Source organism: Mesorhizobium sp. M0938, from assembly GCF_040319125.1.
In the GTDB taxonomy this organism is placed as follows: domain Bacteria; phylum Pseudomonadota; class Alphaproteobacteria; order Rhizobiales; family Rhizobiaceae; genus Mesorhizobium; species Mesorhizobium robiniae.
In genome coordinates this window covers 194155-216384 of record NZ_JAMYNS010000007.1, presented here as the reverse complement: position 1 = coordinate 216384, position 22230 = coordinate 194155, and the positions used below count along the sequence as shown (strand labels likewise).

The 22230-nt window shown below is 62.5% G+C and carries 25 protein-coding genes and 1 pseudogene; 10 read left to right on the top strand and 16 right to left on the bottom strand.

Features of this window, described 5'->3' with window-relative positions:
- Nucleotides 1–180: 180 nt before the first annotated feature.
- From NKH73_RS15125 to hutI, 5 genes are read right to left on the bottom strand one after another with little or no spacing between them, the layout of a single operon-like run.
- On the bottom strand, nt 181–768 hold the full coding sequence (locus NKH73_RS15125; protein ID WP_352932764.1) for a HutD/Ves family protein: 588 nt from the start codon (nt 766–768) through the stop codon (nt 181–183).
- 8 nt (nt 769–776) lie between these two features.
- Nucleotides 777–2447: a urocanate hydratase gene (gene hutU, locus NKH73_RS15120; RefSeq protein ID WP_352932762.1), complete on the bottom strand. Its 1671-nt coding sequence runs from the start codon at nt 2445–2447 to the stop codon at nt 777–779.
- Between the two features lie 40 nt (nt 2448–2487).
- The gene (hutG, locus tag NKH73_RS15115) at nt 2488–3303 is read right to left on the bottom strand and encodes an N-formylglutamate deformylase (protein WP_352932760.1); all 816 of its coding nucleotides are present in this window, start codon (nt 3301–3303) and stop codon (nt 2488–2490) included.
- Entirely contained in the window at nt 3300–4841 is a 1542-nt protein-coding gene (gene hutH, locus NKH73_RS15110; RefSeq protein ID WP_352932757.1) for a histidine ammonia-lyase, read from the bottom strand. Before hutH ends, hutG begins: the two co-directional genes overlap by 4 nt.
- The gene (gene hutI / locus NKH73_RS15105) at nt 4838–6073 is read right to left on the bottom strand and encodes an imidazolonepropionase (protein WP_352932754.1); all 1236 of its coding nucleotides are present in this window, start codon (nt 6071–6073) and stop codon (nt 4838–4840) included. Before hutI ends, hutH begins: the two co-directional genes overlap by 4 nt.
- Nucleotides 6074–6172: 99 nt before the next feature.
- On the opposite strand from hutI, the gene NKH73_RS15100 reads away from it, so the two are divergent.
- Together NKH73_RS15100 and hutC are read left to right on the top strand one after the other, a co-directional pair.
- On the top strand, nt 6173–7525 hold the full coding sequence (locus NKH73_RS15100) for a formimidoylglutamate deiminase (RefSeq protein ID WP_352932751.1): 1353 nt from the start codon (nt 6173–6175) through the stop codon (nt 7523–7525).
- Complete coding sequence (gene hutC, locus NKH73_RS15095) at nt 7522–8262, top strand: histidine utilization transcriptional repressor HutC (protein WP_352932748.1); 741 nt, start codon at nt 7522–7524, stop codon at nt 8260–8262. Before NKH73_RS15100 ends, hutC begins: the two co-directional genes overlap by 4 nt.
- A 168-nt stretch (nt 8263–8430) precedes the next feature.
- On the opposite strand, the gene NKH73_RS15090 is transcribed toward hutC, so the two are convergent.
- A complete protein-coding gene (locus NKH73_RS15090; protein WP_095485694.1) occupies nt 8431–8775 on the bottom strand; it encodes a RidA family protein in 345 nt (114 codons plus the stop codon).
- 213 nt (nt 8776–8988) lie between these two features.
- Between NKH73_RS15090 and aztA the strand changes: the two genes are divergently transcribed.
- From aztA to NKH73_RS15070, 4 genes are all read left to right on the top strand, one after another.
- Nucleotides 8989–9807, top strand: a complete 819-nt coding sequence (gene aztA / locus NKH73_RS15085) for a zinc ABC transporter ATP-binding protein AztA (RefSeq protein WP_352932740.1) — start codon at nt 8989–8991, stop codon at nt 9805–9807.
- A complete protein-coding gene (gene aztB, locus NKH73_RS15080) occupies nt 9807–10682 on the top strand; it encodes a zinc ABC transporter permease AztB (RefSeq protein ID WP_352933032.1) in 876 nt (291 codons plus the stop codon). Before aztA ends, aztB begins: the two co-directional genes overlap by 1 nt.
- Nucleotides 10683–10703: 21 nt before the next feature.
- Nucleotides 10704–11624: a zinc ABC transporter substrate-binding protein AztC gene (gene aztC / locus NKH73_RS15075; RefSeq protein ID WP_352932737.1), complete on the top strand. Its 921-nt coding sequence runs from the start codon at nt 10704–10706 to the stop codon at nt 11622–11624.
- Nucleotides 11625–11764: 140 nt separating this feature from the next.
- A complete protein-coding gene (locus tag NKH73_RS15070) occupies nt 11765–12103 on the top strand; it encodes a protein tyrosine phosphatase family protein (RefSeq protein ID WP_352932734.1) in 339 nt (112 codons plus the stop codon).
- Between the two features lie 16 nt (nt 12104–12119).
- Here NKH73_RS15070 and NKH73_RS15065 read toward each other — a convergent pair whose 3' ends face one another.
- Nucleotides 12120–12587, bottom strand: a complete 468-nt coding sequence (locus tag NKH73_RS15065; RefSeq protein WP_029354039.1) for an Lrp/AsnC family transcriptional regulator — start codon at nt 12585–12587, stop codon at nt 12120–12122.
- Nucleotides 12588–12726: 139 nt separating this feature from the next.
- On the opposite strand from NKH73_RS15065, the gene hppD reads away from it, so the two are divergent.
- From hppD to NKH73_RS15050, 3 genes are all read left to right on the top strand, one after another.
- On the top strand, nt 12727–13842 hold the full coding sequence (hppD, locus tag NKH73_RS15060) for a 4-hydroxyphenylpyruvate dioxygenase (RefSeq protein ID WP_352932731.1): 1116 nt from the start codon (nt 12727–12729) through the stop codon (nt 13840–13842).
- A 70-nt stretch (nt 13843–13912) separates the two neighbouring features.
- Nucleotides 13913–14140 (top strand): type II toxin-antitoxin system Phd/YefM family antitoxin, encoded by a 228-nt coding sequence (locus NKH73_RS15055; RefSeq protein WP_095485689.1) that lies wholly within the window; start codon nt 13913–13915, stop codon nt 14138–14140.
- Nucleotides 14141–14230: 90 nt separating this feature from the next.
- Entirely contained in the window at nt 14231–14500 is a 270-nt protein-coding gene (locus NKH73_RS15050; RefSeq protein WP_352932727.1) for a type II toxin-antitoxin system VapC family toxin, read from the top strand.
- Here NKH73_RS15050 and NKH73_RS15045 read toward each other — a convergent pair.
- The 6 genes and pseudogenes from NKH73_RS15045 to hmgA all read right to left on the bottom strand — a co-directional run bounded on the left by NKH73_RS15045 (nt 14501) and on the right by hmgA (nt 18893).
- Nucleotides 14501–15039: pseudogene (locus NKH73_RS15045) on the bottom strand (DinB family protein).
- 4 nt (nt 15040–15043) lie between these two features.
- Nucleotides 15044–15337, bottom strand: a complete 294-nt coding sequence (locus tag NKH73_RS15040; RefSeq protein ID WP_352932724.1) for a hypothetical protein — start codon at nt 15335–15337, stop codon at nt 15044–15046.
- Between the two features lie 4 nt (nt 15338–15341).
- Nucleotides 15342–16355, bottom strand: a complete 1014-nt coding sequence (locus NKH73_RS15035; protein WP_352932721.1) for a fumarylacetoacetate hydrolase family protein — start codon at nt 16353–16355, stop codon at nt 15342–15344.
- A 17-nt stretch (nt 16356–16372) separates the two neighbouring features.
- Nucleotides 16373–16714 carry a DUF7660 family protein gene (locus NKH73_RS15030; RefSeq protein WP_352932719.1) on the bottom strand — a complete coding sequence of 114 codons (342 nt, stop codon included), beginning with the start codon at nt 16712–16714 and terminating at the stop codon, nt 16373–16375.
- Nucleotides 16715–16716: 2 nt separating this feature from the next.
- A complete protein-coding gene (locus tag NKH73_RS15025) occupies nt 16717–17583 on the bottom strand; it encodes an MBL fold metallo-hydrolase (RefSeq protein ID WP_352932717.1) in 867 nt (288 codons plus the stop codon).
- Nucleotides 17580–18893, bottom strand: coding sequence for a homogentisate 1,2-dioxygenase (gene hmgA / locus NKH73_RS15020; protein ID WP_352932715.1), 1314 nt, complete (start codon nt 18891–18893; stop codon nt 17580–17582). The genes NKH73_RS15025 and hmgA overlap by 4 nt, the downstream gene beginning before the upstream one ends.
- 87 nt (nt 18894–18980) lie before the next feature.
- Here hmgA and NKH73_RS15015 point away from each other — a divergent pair, with 87 nt between their 5' ends.
- Nucleotides 18981–19418, top strand: a complete 438-nt coding sequence (locus tag NKH73_RS15015) for a MarR family winged helix-turn-helix transcriptional regulator (protein WP_352932712.1) — start codon at nt 18981–18983, stop codon at nt 19416–19418.
- Here NKH73_RS15015 and NKH73_RS15010 read toward each other — a convergent pair.
- The 3 genes from NKH73_RS15010 to NKH73_RS15000 form a co-directional block, all read right to left on the bottom strand.
- Nucleotides 19415–19759: a hypothetical protein gene (locus tag NKH73_RS15010; RefSeq protein ID WP_352932710.1), complete on the bottom strand. Its 345-nt coding sequence runs from the start codon at nt 19757–19759 to the stop codon at nt 19415–19417. The genes NKH73_RS15015 and NKH73_RS15010 overlap by 4 nt on opposite strands.
- 52 nt (nt 19760–19811) lie before the next feature.
- Nucleotides 19812–20846, bottom strand: a complete 1035-nt coding sequence (gene tdh / locus NKH73_RS15005) for an L-threonine 3-dehydrogenase (protein ID WP_352932708.1) — start codon at nt 20844–20846, stop codon at nt 19812–19814.
- A gap of 67 nt (nt 20847–20913) precedes the next feature.
- Entirely contained in the window at nt 20914–22101 is a 1188-nt protein-coding gene (locus NKH73_RS15000; protein WP_352932705.1) for a glycine C-acetyltransferase, read from the bottom strand.
- Nucleotides 22102–22230: the final 129 nt, after the last annotated feature.

Genomic DNA, 22230 nt, shown 5'->3' with positions numbered 1-22230 from the left:
AATGCAATTGGTTGCATCGAAACACGGGCCGAAAGTTTGTTTTCGCACCACAACTTTCAGACGATCACCCCCTCGTTCCCGTCGGGACTCGATCGACGGAAGGATTCGGGCTTTTTCGTGATGTGGGCTTGAGCTTACGGCATATTTCGCCGGTGCTGCGATCATGTTTCGAAACAGGCGTTAATCGTTTGCAGCAACCCGTTCGATCCTGATCACGAACAGCGTTGCCTTTCGGGCAGGCTCCAGGCGCCATTTCACGGCGTCCGGCCCGAGCAATAATGTGTCGCGCGGCCCGATGCGGACAGATGCCGCGCCGGCCACTGTGATCTCGCCGTCAAAACACAGGATGAGGGTCGCGTCGGCCACTGAATGGACGTCGATCGGAGCTGAGATCACCACGCGCTCGACAGCGTGGGCCATCCGTCCGCGCCGTGTCATGACGTTGAGATCGGTGATCGGACCGGCGATCAGCGCCGCTTGCGTCGGCACGTCGCCCGGAAAGGAAAGCGGGGCGGAAGCCCTGGTCATCGCAGCAGCCGGGCGGCCGGCGATATCGAGGATAATCCCCTCGCCTTCCAGCACGGCCAAGGTTCGGTCCACTCCGGAAAACCCGGAGAACGGCCCGCCGCTTTCGACGCGCGCCATGGAGACGCGCCAGTCGAAATCGTCGAGCGCGGCACCTGCCGGCGAGACGGCGATCTCCGTCGTCACCCCGCCGCCGTTCTTCCACGGCATGGACCGGTATTCCGCTGCCCGGAGGATGTGCAAGGCGCGGCTCAGCCGAGAATGCCTGGCAGGTTGAGTTGGTGCTCCCTGGCGCAGTCGATGGCGACATCATAGCCGGCGTCGGCGTGGCGCATGACGCCGGTCGCCGGGTCGTTCCACAGTACCCGTTCCAGGCGCTTGGCGGCTTCGCGAGTGCCGTCGGCGACGATGACCATGCCGGCATGTTGCGAGAAGCCCATGCCGACGCCGCCGCCATGATGCAGCGATACCCAGGTTGCGCCGGAGGCGGTGTTGAGCAGCGCATTAAGCAGCGGCCAGTCGGAGACGGCGTCCGAGCCGTCCTTCATCGCCTCCGTCTCGCGGTTCGGCGAGGCGACCGAGCCGGAATCGAGATGATCGCGGCCGATGACCACCGGCGCCTTGAGCTCGCCCTTAGCCACCATCTCATTGAAGGCGAGGCCCAGTCGGTGGCGGTCGCCGAGACCGACCCAGCAGATGCGCGCCGGCAGACCCTGGAAGGCGATGCGTTCGCGCGCCATGTCGAGCCAGTTGTGCAGGTGGGTGTTGCCGGGCGTCAGTTCGCGCACCTTGGCGTCGGTCTTGTAGATGTCCTCAGGATCGCCCGAGAGGGCTGCCCAACGAAACGGGCCGATGCCGCGGCAAAACAGCGGTCGGATATAGGCCGGCACGAAACCCGGGAAAGCAAAGGCGTTCTCGAACCCTTCCTCCTTCGCCACCTGGCGGATGTTGTTGCCGTAATCGAGCGTCGGCACGCCGGCATTCCAGAACGCCACCATGGCCTCGACATGTTCGCGCATCGACGCGCGCGCCGCCTTTTCGACCGCCTTCGGGTCGCTGGTGCGCTTCTCGCGCCATTCGGCGAGCGACCAGCCCTTGGGCAGATAGCCGTTGAGCGGATCATGCGCCGACGTCTGGTCGGTGACCATGTCGGGACGCACGCCGCGCCGCACCAGTTCCGGCACGATGTCGGCGGTGTTGCCGACCAGGCCAACCGATTTCGCCTCGCCGGCCCTGGTCCAGCGCTCGATCTTTTCCAGCGCCTCGTCGAGCGTGTCGGCGCGTTCGTCGACATAGCGGGTGCGCAGCCGGAAATCGATGCGGTCGGGATCGCACTCGATCGCCAGACAGCAGGCACCAGCCATGACCGCGGCCAGCGGTTGGGCGCCGCCCATGCCGCCGAGGCCGCCGGTCAGGATCCATTTGCCCCTGAGATTGCCACCATAATGCTGGCGGCCGGCCTCGACGAAGGTCTCGTAGGTGCCCTGCACGATGCCTTGCGTGCCGATGTAGATCCACGAGCCGGCCGTCATCTGGCCGTACATCATCAGGCCCTTCTTATCGAGCTCGTTGAATTTCTCCCATGTCGCCCAATGCGGCACGAGGTTGGAATTGGCGATCAGCACGCGCGGCGCATCGGTGTGCGTGCGAAACACGCCGACCGGCTTGCCGGACTGCACCAACAGCGTCTCGTCATCTCCAAGCGTCTTCAGCGAGGCGACGATGCGATCAAAGTCGTTCCAGGTGCGTGCCGCTCGACCGATGCCGCCATAGACGACCAGCTCATTTGGGTTTTCGGCGACATCGGGATCGAGGTTGTTCATCAGCATGCGCAGCGGCGCTTCCGTCAGCCATGTCCGGGCATTGAGCTCGGTGCCGCGTGGGCTGCGGACTTCGCGGATGTTATGACGAGGATCGGTCATGGCGTCACTTTTCCTTTCGAATGAGCTATGCGGAGGTGCGTCAGCGCCCGGCCCAGGCAATCGCGCCTTCCAGAATCCGCTTCAGCGTGGCGCGGATCGGCGCGGCGAATGCGGGGTCGTAAGGCACCGGCCAATTGTCGGGCATCCCCTTGCCCTCGGGCTCGCGCATATAGCCGCGGTTGGAGAGTTCCATCTGCAGCGCATGGACGTTGTTTTGAGGCTGGCCGAAATTGCGCGTAATCCAACCGCCCTTGAAGCGGCCATTCACCACGTATGTCTCGCCGGTTCCGGCGAGGATCTCGTCGACCATCGCCTGCAGGGCCGGATCGGCGCTCTTGCCGTCATTGGTGCCAAGGTTGAACATCGGCAGCGTGCCGTCGAACAGGCGCGGCAGCACCGAGCGGATCGAATGGCAGTCGTAGAGCACGATCTTCTGGTGCAAGGCACGCAACCTGTCGATCTCGGCCTGCAAGGCCGCATGATAAGGCATGAAGTATTTTTCGCGGCGTTGGTCGACTTCCGAAGGTCCGGGCTCTTCGCCCTCGCGGTAGAGCGGATCGCCGTCGAAGGTCTCGGTCGGGCACAGGCCGGTGGTCGTCTGACCGGGGTAGAGCGAGGCGCCGGACGGGTCGCGGTTGACGTCGATCACGGTGCGCGAGATGGCGGTGTGGACGACGGTCGCGCCAAGGCCTTCGGCAAAGTCATAAAGCTTGTCGATCCACCAGTCGCAGTCGCGCCGACCGAGCCAGGGCGAGATCAGCCGGTTCTCAAGACCGGCGAGATCGATGCCGGTATGCGGGATCGAAACCAGCAGGGGTGCAGTGCCGCGGGTGACCGTGAGCCAGCTGTCCATCATGCTGCTCCAGAAATTCCCGGCAGCGCCACCGCGCCTGCTGCCTTCACCGCCGCGCCGCTGCGCACCATGGCGATGGCCTTTTCCATGTCGGGATGGAAATGCCGGTCATTGTCGAGATGCGGTACCTCGGCCCTGACCAGCCTGCGCACCGCCTCCAATGCATCGCTCGATACCAGCGGCGCATGGAAATCGCAGCCCTGGGCCGCGGCCAGCAATTCGATACCGATCACGGCCGTCGCATTCTCGACCATGCCGATCAGCCGGCGTGCGCCATGCGCCGCCATCGAGACGTGATCCTCCTGATTAGCGGAGGTCGGGATTGAATCGACGCTGGCCGGATAGGCCTTCTGCTTGTTTTCCGAGACGAGTGCCGCCGCCGTCACCTGCGGGATCATGAAGCCGGAATTCAAGCCGGGCTTAGGCGTCAGGAAAGCCGGCATGCCCGACAGCGCCGGATCGACCAGCATGGCGACGCGCCGTTCCGACAACGAGCCGATCTCGCAGACGGCGAGCGCGATCATGTCGGCGGCGAAGGCCACCGGCTCGGCGTGGAAATTGCCGCCGGAAAGCGCTGTGTCGTCCTCGGCGAAGATCAGCGGATTGTCGGTGACGCCGTTGGCCTCGGTGCCCAGCGTGTCGGCGGCCTGGCGCAGCACGCTGAGCGCCGCGCCCATCACCTGCGGTTGGCACCGCAAGCAATACGGGTCCTGCACGCGTTCGTCGCCGACCCGGTGCGATTCACGAATGGCGCTGCCGGCCATCAAATTGCGCAGCGCCTCTGCCGTCTCGATCTGGCCGCGATGCTTTCTCAAGAGATGGATGCGTGGATCGAATGGGGCGTCGGAGCCTTTCGCAGCATCGGTCGACAGCGCGCCGGCAACCAGCGCCGATTGATAGAGAACTTCGGCATCGAACAGGGCGGCCAACGCATAGGCAGTCGAGAACTGCGTGCCGTTGAGCAGCGCCAGGCCTTCTTTGGCGCCGAGCGTCACCGGCTCCAGTCCGTGCGAGACGAAAGCGACCTTGGCCGGGAAGCGGCCATGCGGGGTGAAACACTCGCCGACGCCGATCATGACAGCCGTCATGTGCGACAGCGGCGCCAAGTCGCCTGAGGCGCCGACCGAGCCTTGCGCCGGCACCACCGGAATGACGTCGTTGGCGAGCATCGCCTCCAGCAGTTCGATAGTCTGCGGCCGCACGCCGGAGGCGCCCTGCGCCAGGCTGGCCAGCTTCAGCGCCATCATCAGCCGGACGATTGCAACCGGCATCGGTTCGCCGACGCCGGCGGCATGCGACAGCACGATGTTGCGTTGAAGGGTCTCGAGGTCGGCGGCGGGAATGCGGACGCTGGCCAATTTGCCGAAGCCGGTGTTGATGCCATAGACCGGCTCACCCTTGGCAACGATGCGCGCCACCGCCTCGGCGCTGGCCTTGATCCCGGGACGGCAAGCAGCATCCAGCTTCGGCACGGCGCCGCGATAGATTTCGCGCCAGTCGGCCAGCGTCGCATTTCCAGGCTTCAGCACGAGTTCGGTCATTGTCCCCTCCAGATGCGGGCATGCAGCGGGTTGAAGCCCATGCGGTAGACGAGCTCGGCCGGACGCTCGATGTTCCAGATCGCCAGGTCGGCGGATTTGCCAGCTTCCAGCGTGCCGGTCTGTCCGAGCAGCCCAAGCGCACGGGCAGCCTCGCGGGTCACGCCGGCCAGGCATTCGTCGACCGTCAGGCCAAACAATGTCGCCGCCATGTTCATGGTCAGCAGCAGCGAGGTCAGCGGCGAAGTGCCGGGATTGTTGTCGGTGGCGACCGCCATTTTGACGCCATGCTGGCGGAACAGGCCGATCGGCGGTTTCTTGGTCTCACGAATGAAATAATAGGCACCGGGCAGGATCGTCGCCACGGTGCCAGCCGCGGCCATTACCGCCGCACCGGCCTCGTCGGTATATTCGAGATGGTCTGCCGACAGCGCGCCATAGCGCGCGGCGAGTTCGGCGCCGTGCAGATTGGACAATTGATCGGCGTGGAGCTTGACCGGCAGGCCTGCTGCTTTCGCCGCATCGAACACCCGAGAAATCTGCTCGGGCGAAAAGGCGATGCCTTCGCAGAACCCATCGACGGCATCGGCCAAACCCTCGGCGGCGACCGCCGGAAGAATTTCGTTTGCGACCAGATCGACAAAAGCGTCTTTGTCGCCTTTCGCCTCGGGCGGCAGCGCGTGAGCGCCGAGGAAGCTCGTCCTCACCGTTACCGGACGATGCTGGCCCAGGAGCCGCGCGGCACGCAGCGATTTCTTCTCGTTTTCGAGATCAAGCCCGTAACCCGACTTGATCTCGACCGTGGTGACGCCTTCGGCAATCAGCGCGTCGAGGCGCGGCAGCGACTGGGCGACCAGTTCGTGCTCGCTGGCAGTGCGCAGCGCCTTGACCGACGAGACGATGCCGCCGCCGGCCTTGGCTACTTCTTCATAGGTGGCGCCGGCCAGCCGCATCTCGAATTCGTTGGCGCGGTTGCCGGCATGGACCAGATGAGTGTGGCAGTCGATCAGGCCCGGTGTGATCCAACGGCCTTCGCAATCGATAATCTCGGCGCCTTGAAAAAGTGCAGCCGGCATGTCGGCTTCCGGGCCGGCATAGACGATCACGCCATCGCGTGCCGCGATCGCGCCGTGTTCGACGATACCCAGCCCGGCAGCACGTTCGGCCATGGTCGCCAGGCGCGCATTGCGCCAGAGGCGAACCTCCCCTGCCCGATCTTTGCTCTTTCCAGCCATCATCTTTTCCGTTTCAATCGGCGGTGATTATGTATATACATATTGAAACGCACTGCAAGTGGTATCATTGCACGGGACACAGGAATCGGAGAGAAAAACGTGACGGCGATCTTTGCGGAACAGGCGCTTCTGCCCGACGGCTGGCATTCCAATGCCCGGATCGTCGTCAGTGATGGCCGTATCACCACGATCGAGCCGAACGCGTCTTCCCAGCCCGGCGACGAACGCCATGCCATCCTGCTTCCAGGCATGCCGAACCTGCACAGCCATGCCTTCCAGCGCGGCATGGCGGGCCTTGCCGAGCAGCGCGGCCCTTCAGCCGACAGTTTCTGGAGCTGGCGGGAGGTGATGTATCGTTTCGCACTGTGGATGACACCTGATCAGGTCGAGGCGGTCGCAGCCCAGCTCTATGTCGAGATGCTGGAGGCCGGATTTTCGCGCGTCGGCGAGTTTCACTACCTCCACCACGATCGCGATGGCCAACCCTATGCCAATATCGCCGAGATGGCGGAGCGCATCACTGCCGCCGCTGCCGACACCGGCATCGGACTGACGCTGCTGCCGGTCTTCTATGCGCATTCCTCCTTCGGCGGCGCTGCGCCGAACGAAGGCCAGCGGCGATTCATCAACGATGTGAATCGGTTCTCGCAGCTCGTTGAGAAATGCCAGGAATGCGTTCGCACCTTGAATCAAGGCGTCGTTGGCGTCGCCCCGCACAGTCTGCGCGCCGTGACACCGGAGGAACTGGAGGATATCGCGGCAATGGTGCCGGGCGGACCGATCCACATCCATATTGCCGAGCAAGTGAAGGAAGTCGAGGACTGCCTTGCCTGGTCCGGGGCACGGCCGGTCGAATGGCTGCTCGCCAATGCCAAGGTCGATGAGCGCTGGTGCCTGATCCATGCCACCCACATGACCGATGCGGAAACGATTGGCATGGCCAAAAGCGGAGCAATCGCCGGCCTCTGCCCGATCACCGAGGCCAATCTCGGCGATGGCACCTTTGCCGCGCCCCTGTTCACGCAACATGGCGGCCGCTTCGGCGTCGGCTCCGATTCCAACGTGCTGATCGGTCTGCCCGACGAATTGCGGCAGCTCGAATATTCACAGCGTCTCGCCCACCGTGCCCGCAACGTGCTGGCGGTGGCGGGCGGCTCGACCGGCCGCGCGCTGTTCGATGCAGCGCTCGACGGAGGCAGTGCGGCCCTTGGCGCGGGCCCCTCAGAGATCGCCGCTGGTGCCTCTGCCGATTTCGTCTCTCTCGACGGCATCCACCCCTCGCTTGCCGGCAAGACGGGCGACGCGGTGCTCGACGCCTGGATCTTCGCCAACGGCACCAAGGTCGATTGCGTCTGGGTGCATGGCAAGAAACTGGTCATCGGCGGCAGGCATGCAAGGCGCGATGCCATTGCCGAGCGTTTTCGCAAGGTGATGACGGCGCTTTCGGCATGAGCACAATCGAGACAATGGACGGCGGCGAGCCTCTCTCGCTGCATCAGCGCATCCTGTCCGACATCAGCGAGCGGATCCTTTCCGGCGCCTGGCCGCCCGGCCACCGCATCCCGTTTGAGCACGAACTGACGGCCGAGTACAAATGCTCGCGCATGACAGTGAACAAGGCGCTGTCGCAGCTTGCCAAGGCCGGGCTGATCGAGCGCCGCCGCCGCTCCGGCAGTTTTGTCCGGCGGCCGCAGTCGCAAGCCGCGGTGTTGGAAATCCACGATATCAGGATCGAGGTCGAGGCGCTCGGTCTGCCCTATCGCTACGAGCGTGTGGCGCGACATAAAAGGCGCAGCACTATGGAGGACCGCGCCTTGCTGGAGCTCTCTGCCGCCGGACCTGTGCTGGCGCTGGAATGCCAGCATTTCGCCGGCAAGCGGCCGTTCGCCCACGAACAGAGGCTGATCAACCTGGCCGCCGTGGCCGAGGCCGCCGACGAAGAATTTCATGCCATCGCGCCCGGGCCCTGGCTGATTGCCCGCGTGCCGTGGAGCGCCGCCGAGCACCGCATTCGCGCAGTCGCCGCCGACAGACACATTGCGGCCGCGCTCGGTATCCAAGCCGGCGCACCATGTTTGGTGGTCGAGCGGCGGACATGGAGCGCCGAGCACCCCGTCACCCATGTGCGTTTCACCTACCCGGCGGATAGCCACATGCTGGTGGCAAGGTTTACGCCTTCGCAGGGGTAACCCTCCCCCTCGAGGGGGAGGGTCGGCGAGCAGTCGGAGCGAAGCAGAGACTGCGAGACGGGGTGGGGTCGGCGAGGTTGCACCGACCCCACCCCGCTTCGCAAAGTGCCACCCTGCGGCAATTTGCTTCGCGACCCTCCCTCAAGGGGGAGGGTAAAGCGCCGCGCCTCAGATGGCAGCGGTAACGATGATCTCGACCAAATATTCCGGGCCGGCAAGCTTGGCCTCACCGGTGGCGCGGGCCGGGGTGTGGCCCTGCGGCACCCACTTGTCCCATTCCGCATTCATCTCGGCAAAGGTGCTCATGTCGGCCAGCCAGATGATCGCCTGCAGGATCTTGGTCTTGTCGGTGCCGGCCTTGGCCAGCAATTCGTCGATGGCGGCCAGAATGTCCCTTGTCTGGGCGCCGACGTTTCCGCCCGGCTGACCGACCTGGCCGGCTAGATAGACGGTGTTGCCGTGGATGACGATCTGGCTCATGCGCGGGCCTACATCGATGCGACGAATGCTCATTGGACGTTCCTTCCTTTGTGGGTCGCGCCTCTTTAGAGTCGCGGTTCGCCGGGGGCAAGGTTGCACGAGCGAATCCTCTTGAGCCAACCGCCAAAGAGTACAGGCAAATCTCCTCGGTCGCCGCAATTCCGCCCGATTGGCTTGTTGACTAATGTAATAACATCACATATCCAATCGCCGCCGACGTACCAGTCGTGCCGCCACGGATCGTATATGACCAAAACCTGCCTGACCTTCCGCGATCTGACGCTGGGCTACAACAGTCATCCGGCGATCCATCATCTCGACGGCACGATCCGCCGGGGATCGCTGACTGCCGTCGTCGGCGCCAACGGCTCGGGAAAGTCGACCCTGATGAAGGGTATCGTCGGCGTGTTGAAGCCGATGGCCGGCACGGTTGTCCGCGCGCCCGGCGTACGCGCCGCCTATCTGCCGCAGCAGTCGGAGCTCGACCGCTCCTTTCCGGCCAGGGTTGTCGATCTGGTTTCGCTCGGGCTGTGGCCACGGCGCGGGCTGCTCGGCCGCTATACCAAGGAAGATCGCGATTCGGTCAGCCAGGCGCTGATGGCCGTCGGCCTCGGCGGCTTCGAGAAGCGCCCGATCGACACGCTGTCGGGCGGCCAGTTGCAGCGCACGCTGTTTGCCCGCGTTCTGCTGCAGGATGCCGACCTGATCCTGCTCGACGAGCCGTTCAACGCCGTCGACACCAAGACGGTCGGCGACCTGATCGCACTGATCAAGCGCTGGCATGGCGAGGAACGCACGATCATGGTCGTTGTCCACGATTTGGATCTAGTGCGCCAGAATTTCCCCGAAACGCTATTGCTGGCGCGCCAGCCAATCGCCTGGGGCGAGACCAAGGAAACGCTGCGGCCGGAAAATCTGCTGCGCGCGCGACGCTTCCACGAGGCCTGGGAGGAGAACGCACCCTGGTGCGAGCCCGACAATCATGAGCACGGTGATCACGCTCATCACCCTGGGCACGATCATGGGCACCACCATCATGACGGTTCCGGGCCGAGGGCGGCATGATAGAGACGCTCTACGGTCTTCTCATCGCTCCGTTCGCCGATTTCGCCTTCATGCAGCGGGCGCTTGCCGGGTCGCTGATGCTGTCGCTTGGCGCCTGCCCCGTCGGCGTGTTTTTGATGCTGCGGCGCATGAGCCTTTCCGGCGACGCCATGGCCCATGCCATCCTGCCGGGGGCTGCCGCCGGCTTCCTGTTCTATGGGCTGGAGATCCTGCCGATGACCATCGGCGGGTTGATTGCTGGTATCATCGTGGCGCTCGGTGCCGGCGCCGTCTCGCGCTTCACCGTCCAGCGCGAGGACGCCTCAATGGCGGCCTTCTATCTGATTTCGCTGGCCATCGGCGTGCTAATGGTATCGATCCGCGGCTCCAGCGTCGATCTCATGCATGTGCTGTTCGGCACCGTGCTGGCACTCAACAATGAAGCGCTGACGCTGATCGGCGGCATCGTCCTGGTTACGCTGGTCAGCCTCGCCGTCTTCTGGCGGGCGCTGGTCGCCGAATGCCTCGATCCATTGTTCCTGCGCTCGGTCAGCCGATTGGGTAGTCCGGTGCATTTCATCTTCCTCGGCCTCGTCGTGCTCAACCTTGTCGGCGGCTTCCAGGCGCTCGGCACGCTGCTGTCGGTCGGACTGATGATGCTGCCTGCCGCCGCCGCCCGCTTCTGGACCATGCGCGTCGAGCCGATGTGCGTGCTGGCGGTGTTGATTGGCTTTGCCTCCTGCGTCGCCGGGCTGCTTCTGTCCTATCATGTTTCGCTGCCTTCCGGCCCGGCGATCATCTTGTCTGCGGGCGTCGTCTATTTTGCTTCGATCTTGTTCGGCACGCGCGGCATCCTGCGCGCCCGTATTATCCATCACCGCCACAGAACCGCCTGATCCCAAAAAGGAGACTTGTCCATGCTGAAGTCGATCCGCGCCGCCTTGGCAATGAGCGTTATAACATTAACTGCCTTTAGCGCGTCGGCGGCCCTCGCGGAGCCGTTGAAAGTGGTCTGCAGCTTCACGATCATTGCCGATTTCGCCAAAAATGTCGGCGGCGATCGCATCAATCTGACCACTATCGTCGGGCCGGACGGCGATGCCCATGTCTACGAGCCGAACCCGGCGGACGCGGTGGCCATGGCGGGTGCGGATGTGGTGCTGGTCAACGGCCTGCATTTCGAAGGCTTTCTGCAGCGCCTGGTCGACGCCAGCGCCACCAAGGCGACAATCGCCGTTCTGACCAAGGACGTCACGCCGATCAACTTCAAACCCGAATTCGCCGACGCCGATGCCGCCGAAGGCGAAGACACCGATCCACATGCCTTCCAGTCGATCGCCAATGCCAAGATCTATGTGAAGAACATCGCCGACGCCTTCTGCACCGCTGACGCTGCGGGTTGCGACAGCTACAAGGCCAATGCCACGGCCTACACGGCGAAGCTCGATGCGGTCGAAGGCGAAGTGAAGGCGGCGATCCAGTCCATACCGGAAGAGAAACGCGTCGTCATCACCTCGCATGATGCCTTCGGCTATTTCGAGAAGGCCTATGGCCTCACCTTCCTGGCCCCCGAAGGGGTGTCGACGGAGTCGGAGCCGTCCGCTGCCGACGTCGCCAAGCTGGTCAGCCAGGTGAAGCAGGACAAGGCGGCTGCAGTCTTCATCGAGAACATCACCAATGCGCGGCTGATCGAGCAGATCGCCAGCGAGACGGGCATCAAGGTGGGCGGCACGCTCTATTCGGACGCGCTATCGCAGCCCGACGGCCCGGCCTCGACCTATATCGACCTGATGCACAACAACATCGCCCAGATCAAAGGTGCGATCCTCGGAAGCTGAGTCTATTCGACTGGGCATTGTCGCCCCGGTTGGATTTCCGGCTCGCAATATCTATTTGGCAGAGAATTCCCCCGATGCGGATTGCCGGCTTCGTCGTGGAGTGGCAAGACTGCCGCCAACAAGATTGCGAGGACAAGACCATGGAATATCGTGAGATCAGCGAGGACTATTCGGTCTCGGGCCAGATCCAGCCCGCCGACGTCGCTGCCATCAAGGCCGCCGGCTTCAAGAGCGTCATCTGCAACAGACCGGATGAAGAACAGCCCGGCCAGCCTTCGGCCGACACGGTCAAAGCGGCGGTTGAAGCCGCTGGGCTCGCTTTCCGTTACATCCCGGTCGTCAGCGGCCAGATCACGGCCGAGAATGTCGAGGACCAGGCCGAGGCGCTCGACGAACTCGAAGGCCCGATCTTCGCCTATTGCCGTTCCGGCGCCCGCTGCACCAATCTTTATGGGCTGATCCAGCAATCGAAGGACTGACTATGGCAGCGCGCCGTCAGATCGGCAGCGCGCCGGTTTCCTTCAGCGTTTCGAGCACGATCGCCGTCTTCACATGCTGCACGGATTCGTGCGGCAGGAGTACGCCGTTGACGAACTCCGACAGCGATTTCAGGTCGGGCGTCACCACCTTCAGGATGTAGTCCATCTCGCCGGTCAGCGCATGCGCCTCCTGCACTTCCGGCAGCCGCGCCACCAATTCGCCGAAGCGCTGCGCATTGTCGCGGTTGTGGGTGGCAAGCGTCACCGAGATGACGTTGACCAGCGAGAAGCCGAGCTTGTCGCGGTCGAGTACCGCCCTGTAGCCTCTGATATAGCCATCCTCCTCCAGTCTCTGGCGGCGGCGCGAACATTGCGACGCCGACAGGTTCACCCGTTCCGATAGATCGTTGTTGGTCAGCCGTGCGTCGCCCTGCAACAGAGCCATTATCTTGCGATCAAACTGATCAATGCGCGCGTCATCCATGAATTTTCCTTCTATCATGCACAACTCCCGCATGATCTGATCATTTCAAGCGTTTGAATGCAAGCACCGTGCAATCGCTCCGCGCTATGATTGGGTTGAAGTGGCCTTTTTGGCCACGCCAGCTTTGGAGGACAATGCCATGGGTCCCTTCCCGCACGATGCGCCGCCCGCGAAGATCAGCAAAGCCAACCCAGCCGGCACCGACGGCTTCGAATTCGTTGAGTTCGCGCATCCCGAACCGGAAAAGCTCGCCGAGCTTTTTGCCCGTATGGGCTATGTGCCGGTGGCCAAGCATCGCACCAAGAACATCACCGTCTGGCGGCAGGGCGACATCAACTATGTCGTCAATGCCGAACCCGACTCGCATGCAATGAAATTCGTCGACAAGCATGGGCCCTGCGCAGCGTCGATGGCTTGGCGGGTAGTCGACGCCAAGCATGCCTTCGATCACGCCGTCGCCAAAGGGGCCACGCCTTACGAAGGCACCGACAAGGCGCTCGACGTGCCAGCAATCGTCGGCATCGGCGGCTCGCTGCTTTATTTCATCGAGGTCTACGGCGAGAAGGGCTCAGCCTATGATGCCGAGTTCGACTGGCTGGGGGCGCGCGACCCAAAGCCGGAAGGCGTCGGCTTCTATTATCTCGACCACCTCACCCACAATGTCTACCGCGGCAACATGGACAAATGGTGGGATTTCTACCGCGACCTGTTCGGCTTCAAGCAAATCCATTTCTTCGATATCGACGGCAAGATCACCGGACTGGTCAGCCGCGCCATTACCTCGCCCTGCGGCAAGATCCGCATTCCGCTCAACGAATCCAAGGACGAGACCAGCCAGATCGCCGAGTATCTGAAGAAGTACAATGGCGAAGGCATCCAGCACATTGCCGTCGGCACGGACGAGATCTACGGCGCCACCGACAGGCTGGCCGCCAACGGGCTGAAGTTCATGCCAGGTCCGCCCGAGACCTATTACGACATGTCCCACGACAGGGTTAGCGGCCATGACGAGCCGATCGAGCGGATGAAAAAGCACGGTATCCTGATCGACGGCGAAGGCGTGGTCGACGGCGGCACGACCAAGATCCTGCTGCAGATCTTTTCCAAAACCGTGATCGGACCGATCTTCTTCGAATTCATTCAGAGGAAGGGCGATGAAGGCTTTGGCGAGGGCAATTTCCGCGCATTGTTCGAATCGATCGAGCAGGACCAGATCAAGCGCGGGGTGCTGAAGGTGGACGGCAAGGCGGCGTAGCCAGTTCGGCCCGAGGTGCCTTGTGGTTTGATCAGTTATGACCTTAATTCTGGTCATAAGAGGTCTGACCATGAATGTTCCGATGGCAAAAGCAAAGGCCCAACTCTCCGAGTTGGTGAAACGTGCCCAGGCCGGCGAAGAGATCCATCTGACGCGGCACGGAGAGGTGGTGGCGACCTTGAGCGCGCCCGCCCGGGCTGGCGGAAGCAAGGGCCTTTTTGGGGCCCTGAAAGGCCAAATTCGGATATCGGATGATTTTGATGAACTCGGTCCCGAATGGGACGAGTACACTAAATGAGCCACCAATATCTGGTGGATACTCATATTCTGCTTTGGGTACTCACGCCTTTCGGACCACCATCGCGACATCTTTCTTGCGGGCGAGGATGTGGTCGTCAGCGCCGTCTCGGTAGCAGAGATCGCCATCAAGAAATCGCTCGGCAAAGTCACGCTCACAGGCAACATAGTGGAGATCTTGCGATCGAACGGCATTCCGATCCTCAGTGTGAATGAACTACACGCGGCGAGGCTTGAGCATTTGCCGCTCCATCACCGCGATCCTTTCGACCGTCTGCTCATCGCACAGGCTCAAATTGAAGGCCTGACGTTGGTCACTGCGGATCGGCATTTTTCAGCCTATGACGTTACGTTGGTTTGATCATTCCAGATTCAGCCGCTCGACCTCCGCTTTCCGCAGCTTCAGATCATAGTCGAGGAAGAACTCGTCGAGCTGCGGCGCTTCACCGACGTGCCGGACAGCATTGCGTGCACTTGGCCGCGATGATGGATGTCGTGGATGAAGAGATGGGCGAGCAGGTCGCCGATGCGCTCGGGGATCATGCCGTCCTCGCGCCGGTCGGTGATGACGCGGCGATCGAGATCGTCGGCCGACAGACGGTCGCAAAAGGCGACCAGCCGTAGGTCGGCCGCCGCCCGCTTGCCAAAGAGCGCGTCCGCTTCGTCGAAGAACAAGAACTCATCATAGGCCGCGGCGCCAACGCCGCCCTCTTCGAGAAAATCGAGATAGAGATGATCGACCGCCAGGATGTGGTTGAGTGTTGCCTTGATCGACGGGAAGAAGCTGGTTCGCTCGGCTTCGAATTCACCGGGCTGAAGCTGCAACACAGCGCGATAGAGCCGGTCATTCGACCAGAGATTGTTGCGCGCCATGCGGCGACTATGGTCCAGCAGGTCCATGGCTTCACTCCGCTGACTGGACCAAGGACACGCCCGCCCACAGAAGCGCAAATCCGGCGAGAACGACCAGCAGAAGCCGGTTCATGCGCCGCCGCATGGCTTGCGTCTCCTCGTCCCGCGCCACGTTCGTGTTGGTGACGGTATGGAACATCATCGCGTTGCGCGGAAAGCCGCTGCGGTTGGTCAGGTCGGGAGAGCGCGCCTCGATGCGATAGCTCAGCCGGATCGCCTGGACGAAGATTACCAGCATGACAAGGGCCCAGACACCGCACAGAAGATAGAAAGATATGCCCGTCATTGTCCTAGCTCTCGTATTTCTCGACCTTCTGCTCGATGGCGCCAAAGATCGAGTGTCCGGCTCTGTCCTTCATCTCAATGCGCACCGTGTCGCCAAAACGCAGGAATGGCGTTTTCGGCGCGCCGGCCTCGATCGCCTCGATCATACGCAACTCGGCAATGCAGGAATAGCCGGCGCCGCCCGCCGAGACGGGCTTGCCCGGGCCGCCGTCGAGCTTGTTGGAGACGGTGCCAGAACCGATGATGGTGCCGGCGGCCAGCGGCCGGGTTTTCGCCGCATGTGCAATCAGCGCCGGAAAATCGAAGGTCATGTCCACGCCGGCGTTGGCCCGGCCGAACGGCTTGCCGTTGAGATCGACCAGCAGCGGCAGGCTGACCTTGCCGCCATCCCAGGCGTCGCCCAACTCGTCCGGCGTCACCGCGACCGGCGAAAAAGCCGAGGATGGTTTCGACTGGAAGAAGCCAAAACCCTTGGCAAGCTCTGGGGCGGTCAGGGAGCGCAGCGTGACGTCATTGACCAGCATGACCAGCCGGATCGCGGCCCGCGTCTCATCCAGGCTTGCTCCCATCGGAACATCATCGACAACGACAGCAACCTCCCCTTCCATGTCGACGCCAAAAGCCTCGTCGGCCGCCCGGATCGGATCACGCGGCGCGATGAAACTGTCCGAACCACCCTGATAAATCAGCGGATCGGTCCAGAAGCTTGCCGGCATCTCCGCGCCCCGCGCCTTCCGCACCAACTCGACATGGTTCACATAGGCCGAGCCGTCCGCCCATTGATAGGCGCGCGGCAGCGGCGAATGGGCGTCGTGCTCGTGAAAGCGCGCTGACGGCACCGCATTGTTCTCCAGCGATTCCGCCATGGCGGCCAGATGCGGCGCTATTCGGCCCCAGTCGTCGAGCGCCGCCTGCAGCGTCGGCACGAGAAACGAGGCATCGGTGAACCGCGTCAGGTCGCGTGAGACGACGACCAGTTTTCCATCGCGCGTCCCGTCTTTCAATGTGGCAAGCTTCATGTGTCCTCCCAGGGCGTTTACTCGTAGTATTTGCCGGCATAGATAACTCTGGCTGCGGCTTTCCAGGGATTGTCACCCGCCAAAAATGCCGGGTCGCCTCGCCCATTGTCTTTGAACCAAGTGACCGATGATTCAAGAAATGTGCTGAGCGAGCCATTTTCCCATCCGTTCCAGCTGGTATCAGGTCCTGCTGGCTTCGTTGCCTCCTTGCGATCCGCGTCCTTACGGTCCTTGCTCAGCGCGTCGATGAACCGGACGAAAGATGGCAGATCCTGCACTTTCTCAAGAAGCATCGAGAGTTGCGTCGAGGATCTCTCCTCGGATCCGCGCACCTCTTCCCAAAGCTTGTCGTTGGCCATCCTCACTCCCTAAGCCCCACAACAAGGCCGTCGCGGGTGATCGTCAAGTCACCGGCCCATGTTTTCCTAACGGCGGCGATCCAATCGGCCTCTCCGATCTCGGGATCGTCGGCCGGAATGAGGTGGTTGAGCACCAGTCTCCCGACCCCGGCGTCGGTGGCGATACACCCCGCCTCCCCAGCAAAACTGTGGCTGGCGAGCAGATGTTCTCTGAGCCGCGCGCCGTTGCCGGTCTTCGCGACGAGCCGCTCGATGCCGTCTTCCAGCATGGCTTCATGGACGAGGATATCGGCGCCTTTGGCAAAATCGGCCAATGGCGGAAAGTATGCCGTATCGGCGGAGAACACGACGCTTTGTCCGGCATGCTCGAAGCGCAACGCAAAGCAGTCGATCACCGGCGGGTGGTCGACGCGCAGCGCTGAAACCTTCAGGCCGCGCTCCTCCATTGCCCGGCCTTCGCCGAATTCGACGATCGAAACCATGTCTGCGATATCGGGCCGGCCTTCGTCGGCGATGCGTATCTCGATGTCGAATTCCATCGCCTGGCAAAAACGCTGCCAGTAGTGGCCCGTTCCGGGCGGGCCGAACACGGTGACCGGTGTCGCCAGACCCGCCGTCCAGGCGGTGTGGATCAGCGGACCGAGTTCCAGCACATGGTCGGAATGCAGATGCGTGATGAAGATCAGATCCAGCGTCTTCAAGCTGGTGCCGGCGTCGACCAGCCCACGCGTCACGCCAAGCCCACAATCGACAACGATGTTGCGGCCGCCGATCTCCAGCAGCGATGAACTCGGCCACGGCCCGCCCGGCCGGAGCGCCGGGCCGCCTTTCGAGCCCAGCAGCACCAGCCGCGTTGGATCAGCGCTCAAGACCAGTCGCCCTCGGGCGTGCCGTTGAAGCGCTTCTTTAGATCGGCCCAGCAGTCGATGTAATTCTCCTGCCGGGTTTCAACTTCGGCGGCGTAGCGGGTCAGCATCTGCGGGAATCGCGTCTCGAACATGAAGGCCATGGTGTTGTCGAGCTTGACCGGTTTCAGTTCGGCGCGCGAGGCCTTTTCGAAGCCAGACGCATCAGGCCCGTGGGCCAGCATCAGATTGTGCAGGCTAATGCCGCCGGGAACGAACCCCTCCTCCTTGGCGTCGTACTGGCCGTGGATCAGGCCCATGAACTCGCTCATGATGTTGCGGTGGTACCAGGGCGGGCGGAAGGTGTTCTCGGCCACCAGCCAGCGCGGCGGAAAGATGACGAAGTCGATGTTGGCGGTGCCCTCTTCGCCGCTCGGCGCTGTCAGCACGGTGAAGATCGACGGATCGGGGTGGTCGAACAACAGTGCGCCGACCGGCGAAAAGGTCGCAAGATCATATTTGTAGGGCGAATAATTGCCGTGCCACGCCACCACATCCAGCGGCGAATGATCAAGCTCGGTGACATGGAACTGCCCGCACCATTTCACGATCAGCCGGCACGGCGTCTCCTTGTCCTCGAACCAGGCGCAAGGCGTCTTGAAATCGCGCGGATTGGCCAGGCAATTGGCGCCGATCGGGCCACGATCCGGCAGCGTCAGCTTGGCGCCGTAATTCTCGCAGACATAGCCGCGCACTGTTTCATCGACCAGTTCGACCTTGAACACGAGGCCGCGCGGCAGCACCGCAATCTCGCCCGGTCGCAATTCGATGATGCCCATCTCGGTGACTAAGCGCAAGGCACCCACCTGCGGCACGACCAACAACTCGCCGTCGGCGTTGAAGAAATGGTCGTCTATCATCGAGCGGTTAGCGACATAGACATGGGCGGCCATGCCGGTCTGGCCGAGCACGTCGCCGGCGGTGGTGATCGAGCGCATACCGGCGATGAAGTCTGTCGGCTCCTTCGGCATCGGCACCGGATTCCAGCGATATTGCCCGAGCGCCAATTCGTGATCGCCGAGATTGGGCGCGCTCTTCCACAGCGGATAACTCGCAGACTTGAAACGGCCGGTGTGCCTGACGCTCGGCCTGATGCGATAGAGCCAGGAACGCTCATTGGTGCCGCGCGGCGCGGTGAAGGGCGAGCCCGAAAGCTGCTCGGCATAAAGGCCGTAGGCCGGCCGCTGCGGCGAGTTCCGCCCTTGCGGCAGCGAACCAGGCAAGGTTTCGGTTTCGAAGTCGTTGCCGAAGCCCGGCATGTAGGAAAAGGCCATGGCATCCTCCCGGATTGACCAGATTGGTTTCATTTGTAACCATTGAAAATGTAACTATCAATCTTCCGATTTGCCCGGATACGCACAATGGACATTCTCGAGCTCGAAAGCTTCCTGCCCTACCGGCTCTACCGTCTCGCCGATGCCGTCAGCCGCGAATTCTCGAGGGTCTACAAAGACCGTCACGGCCTCACGCGCCCGGAATGGCGCACGCTGGCCGGGCTCGGCCAGAACGGCACGATGACCGCGACGGAACTTGGCGAGCAGTCGGCCATGCATAAGACCAAGGTTTCGCGCGCCGTCGCCGAGCTCGAACGGCGGCGGTGGCTGACACGCATCCCAGACGAAAACGACCGCCGCCTCGAACATCTGACGCTGACCAGGGCTGGCCTTGCCGCCTATCGCGAAATGGTGCCGCTGGCGAAAGCCTTCGAGCGGGACTTGTTGGGAGAGCTGAACGCCAGCGAGCGAGCGGCGATTGTCAGCGGAGTGGCCGGGCTGGAAGCGGTGTTGAGCAAAGGCTAGCTCCCTGTATCTTCCGAGAACAGCAGCGTGGATTGGCTACCGTGGCCAACGTGCAAACGACCGTTCGAATGATTAAATCGCAAGTGGCTTAAGAATGGTGCGGTCAGTCCATCCGGCAATGAGCCGGTGCTGACCATCGTGTCTATTTCCGCGATGGTCTTAAGCAGCACCTTCTCGATTTCCGTCGTTCGGCGACTACGCTCAGAGAACAGCGACCGTTCTAGCAAATCCGGCCGACGTCGGGCGACTTCCGTGAATATAAGCCTCATGTCGTCGTATGATCGGCCGGCCAACTGTTCCAGAGCAGCCACCAATGGCTCAAGTAATCGGTTCTGCTTCAAAGTCGCGTCCTCGCTGGTCGTTTGCGCGGGCGTAAAACTGGTAGCTTCGGGATCACCAGTCCATCACCACCTTGCCGGAATTGCCGCTCTTCATCGCCTCGAAGCCGGAAATATAGTCGTCGATGCCGATGCGGTGGGTGATCAGGCCGCTGACATCGAGCGGGCCCTGCACCAGCGCGATCATCTTGTACCAGGTCTCGAACATCTCGCGGCCGTAAATGCCCTTGAGATGCAGCATCTTGAAGATGACCTTATTCCAGTCGATCTCGAAGCCGGTCGACGCAATGCCCAAAATGGCGATCTTGCCACCATTGTTCATGGTGTCGATCATGTCGCGGAAGGCGGGTGCGGCGCCAGACATTTCGAGACCGACATCAAAACCCTCGGTCATGCCGAGCGCCGGCATCACGTCGCGAAGCTTTTCCTTCGACGCGTCGACCACGTGCTGGACGCCGAGTTTTTTCGCCAGCGCCAGCCGCACCGGGTTGATGTCGGTGATGACCACTTTTCGCGCGCCGACGCACTGCGCCACCAGCGCACCCATGATGCCGATCGGCCCGGCACCGGTGACCAGCACGTCCTCGCCGACGAGATCGAAGGACAATGCGGTGTGAACCGCATTGCCTAAGGGATCGAAGATCGCGGCGATCTCGTCGGGCACATCGTCGGGGATCGGCACGACATTGTGCTGCGGGATCGCCAGATATTCGCCGAAGGCGCCCGGCCGGTTGACGCCAACGCCGAGCGTGTTGCGGCACAGATGCCCCCTGCCCGCCCGGCAGTTGCGGCAATGGCCACAGACGATGTGACCTTCGCCCGAGACGCGCTGGCCGACCTTGTATTCGGTCACCGCCGCGCCGAAATCGGCGACCGTGCCAACAAACTCGTGGCCGGTCACCATCGGCACCGGCACGGTCTTCTGCGCCCATTGGTCCCAATTGTAGATGTGGACGTCGGTACCGCAGATCGCGGTTTTCTTGATCTTGATCAGAACGTCGTTCGGGCCGATTTCCGGCACCGGCACTTCTTCCATCCAGATGCCCGGCTCGGCCTTGGCTTTGACCAGCGCCTTCATCATGTTCGACATTCTTTTGTCCCCAGAGCCTTAGTCGCTTGAATCTCTTGATCCGGAATCGCTTTTCGGTTCCGGCCGTTCAGGAAATCACACCGAGTTCGCGCCCGACCGCACCGAACGCCTCGACCGCACGGTCGATGTCGGCACTGGAATGGGCGGCCGACATTTGCGTGCGGATGCGCGCCTGGCCCTTCGGCACCACCGGAAACGAGAAACCGATGACATAGATGCCGCGCTTCAGCATGCGCGCCGCCATCTCCTGCGCCAGCGTCGCATCGCCCAGCATGACCGGTATGATCGGATGATCGGCGCCGGCCAGCGTGAAGCCGAGCTTACCCATCTCGGAGCGAAAGCGCGCCGCATTGGCATATAGGCGCTGTCGCAGCCCATCGCCATTGCCGATCAATTCGAAAACCCGGATCGAGGCCCCGGCGATCGCCGGCATCAGCGTGTTGGAAAACAGATAGGGCCGCGAGCGCTGGCGCAGCCAGTCGACCACTTGGCTCCTGCCCGAAGTATAGCCGCCCGACGCGCCGCCCAATGCCTTGCCGAGCGTGCCGGTGATGATATCCACCCTGCCCTCGACGCCGCAATGCTCGGCCGAGCCGCGGCCGTTCTTGCCGACGAAGCCGACGGCATGGCTGTCGTCGACCATAACCATCGCATCATACTTTTCGGCAAGATCGCAGACGCCCTTCAGATTGGCGATGATGCCGTCCATGGAAAACACGCCATCGGTGGCGATCAGCCGGAAACGGCAATCCATTGCCTCCTTCAGCCGCGCCTCCAGATCGGCCATGTCGTTGTTGGCGTAGCGGAAGCGTTTTGCCTTCGACAGCCGCACGCCGTCGATGATCGAAGCGTGGTTCAGCGCGTCGGAGATGACCGCATCCTGCTCGCCGAGCAGCGTCTCGAACAGGCCGCCATTGGCATCGAAGCAGGAGCCGTAGAGGATCGTGTCCTCCATGCCCAGAAAGCCAGAAATCGTCGCTTCGAGCTGCTTGTGCTCTTCCTGCGTGCCGCAGATGAAACGCACCGACGCCATGCCATAGCCATAGCGGTCAAGCGCCTGCTTGGCCGCGTCGCGCAACTCGGCGCTGTCGGCGAGGCCGAGATAGTTGTTGGCGCAGAAATTCAGCACCTTCTCGCCGCCCACCTCAATCTCGGCCGACTGCGTCGAGGTGATCACCCGCTCGGATTTGAAGAGGCCGGCCGATTTCAGCCCTTGAAGCTCGCTGTCGATGTGGGAGAGGAACGCCGCGCTCATGATCAGGCCCTGTTGAGATTGAATGGACTGTCGCCCCGCGCGGGCGAAAAATCCACCGCAAAAGCGACCGCTTTGGTGGCGCGAAGGCTAGTGCCCCCGAAAGGCGCGAATGGCTGATGTTCAAATGCG

Excerpts from the sequence above, each read along its gene's own strand:
- NKH73_RS15030 (WP_352932719.1), bottom strand. The coding sequence starts at position 16,714 with ATGGCCAACGACAAGCTTTGGGAAGAGGTGCGCGGATCCGAGGAGAGA.
- NKH73_RS15065 (WP_029354039.1), bottom strand. The coding sequence starts at position 12,587 with ATGGATGACGCGCGCATTGATCAGTTTGATCGCAAGATAATGGCTCTG.
- hutH (WP_352932757.1), bottom strand. The coding sequence starts at position 4,841 with ATGACCGAACTCGTGCTGAAGCCTGGAAATGCGACGCTGGCCGACTGG.
- hppD (WP_352932731.1), top strand. The coding sequence starts at position 12,727 with ATGGGTCCCTTCCCGCACGATGCGCCGCCCGCGAAGATCAGCAAAGCC.
- hutC (WP_352932748.1), top strand. The coding sequence starts at position 7,522 with ATGAGCACAATCGAGACAATGGACGGCGGCGAGCCTCTCTCGCTGCAT.
- NKH73_RS15040 (WP_352932724.1), bottom strand. The coding sequence starts at position 15,337 with ATGACGGGCATATCTTTCTATCTTCTGTGCGGTGTCTGGGCCCTTGTC.
- aztC (WP_352932737.1), top strand. The coding sequence starts at position 10,704 with ATGCTGAAGTCGATCCGCGCCGCCTTGGCAATGAGCGTTATAACATTA.
- NKH73_RS15070 (WP_352932734.1), top strand. The coding sequence starts at position 11,765 with ATGGAATATCGTGAGATCAGCGAGGACTATTCGGTCTCGGGCCAGATC.
- NKH73_RS15015 (WP_352932712.1), top strand. The coding sequence starts at position 18,981 with ATGGACATTCTCGAGCTCGAAAGCTTCCTGCCCTACCGGCTCTACCGT.
- hutG (WP_352932760.1), bottom strand. The coding sequence starts at position 3,303 with ATGATGGACAGCTGGCTCACGGTCACCCGCGGCACTGCACCCCTGCTG.
- NKH73_RS15055 (WP_095485689.1), top strand. The coding sequence starts at position 13,913 with ATGAATGTTCCGATGGCAAAAGCAAAGGCCCAACTCTCCGAGTTGGTG.
- hutU (WP_352932762.1), bottom strand. The coding sequence starts at position 2,447 with ATGACCGATCCTCGTCATAACATCCGCGAAGTCCGCAGCCCACGCGGC.
- aztA (WP_352932740.1), top strand. The coding sequence starts at position 8,989 with ATGACCAAAACCTGCCTGACCTTCCGCGATCTGACGCTGGGCTACAAC.
- NKH73_RS15000 (WP_352932705.1), bottom strand. The coding sequence starts at position 22,101 with ATGAGCGCGGCGTTCCTCTCCCACATCGACAGCGAGCTTCAAGGGCTG.
- hutI (WP_352932754.1), bottom strand. The coding sequence starts at position 6,073 with ATGGCTGGAAAGAGCAAAGATCGGGCAGGGGAGGTTCGCCTCTGGCGC.
- tdh (WP_352932708.1), bottom strand. The coding sequence starts at position 20,846 with ATGTCGAACATGATGAAGGCGCTGGTCAAAGCCAAGGCCGAGCCGGGC.
- hmgA (WP_352932715.1), bottom strand. The coding sequence starts at position 18,893 with ATGGCCTTTTCCTACATGCCGGGCTTCGGCAACGACTTCGAAACCGAA.
- NKH73_RS15035 (WP_352932721.1), bottom strand. The coding sequence starts at position 16,355 with ATGAAGCTTGCCACATTGAAAGACGGGACGCGCGATGGAAAACTGGTC.
- NKH73_RS15090 (WP_095485694.1), bottom strand. The coding sequence starts at position 8,775 with ATGAGCATTCGTCGCATCGATGTAGGCCCGCGCATGAGCCAGATCGTC.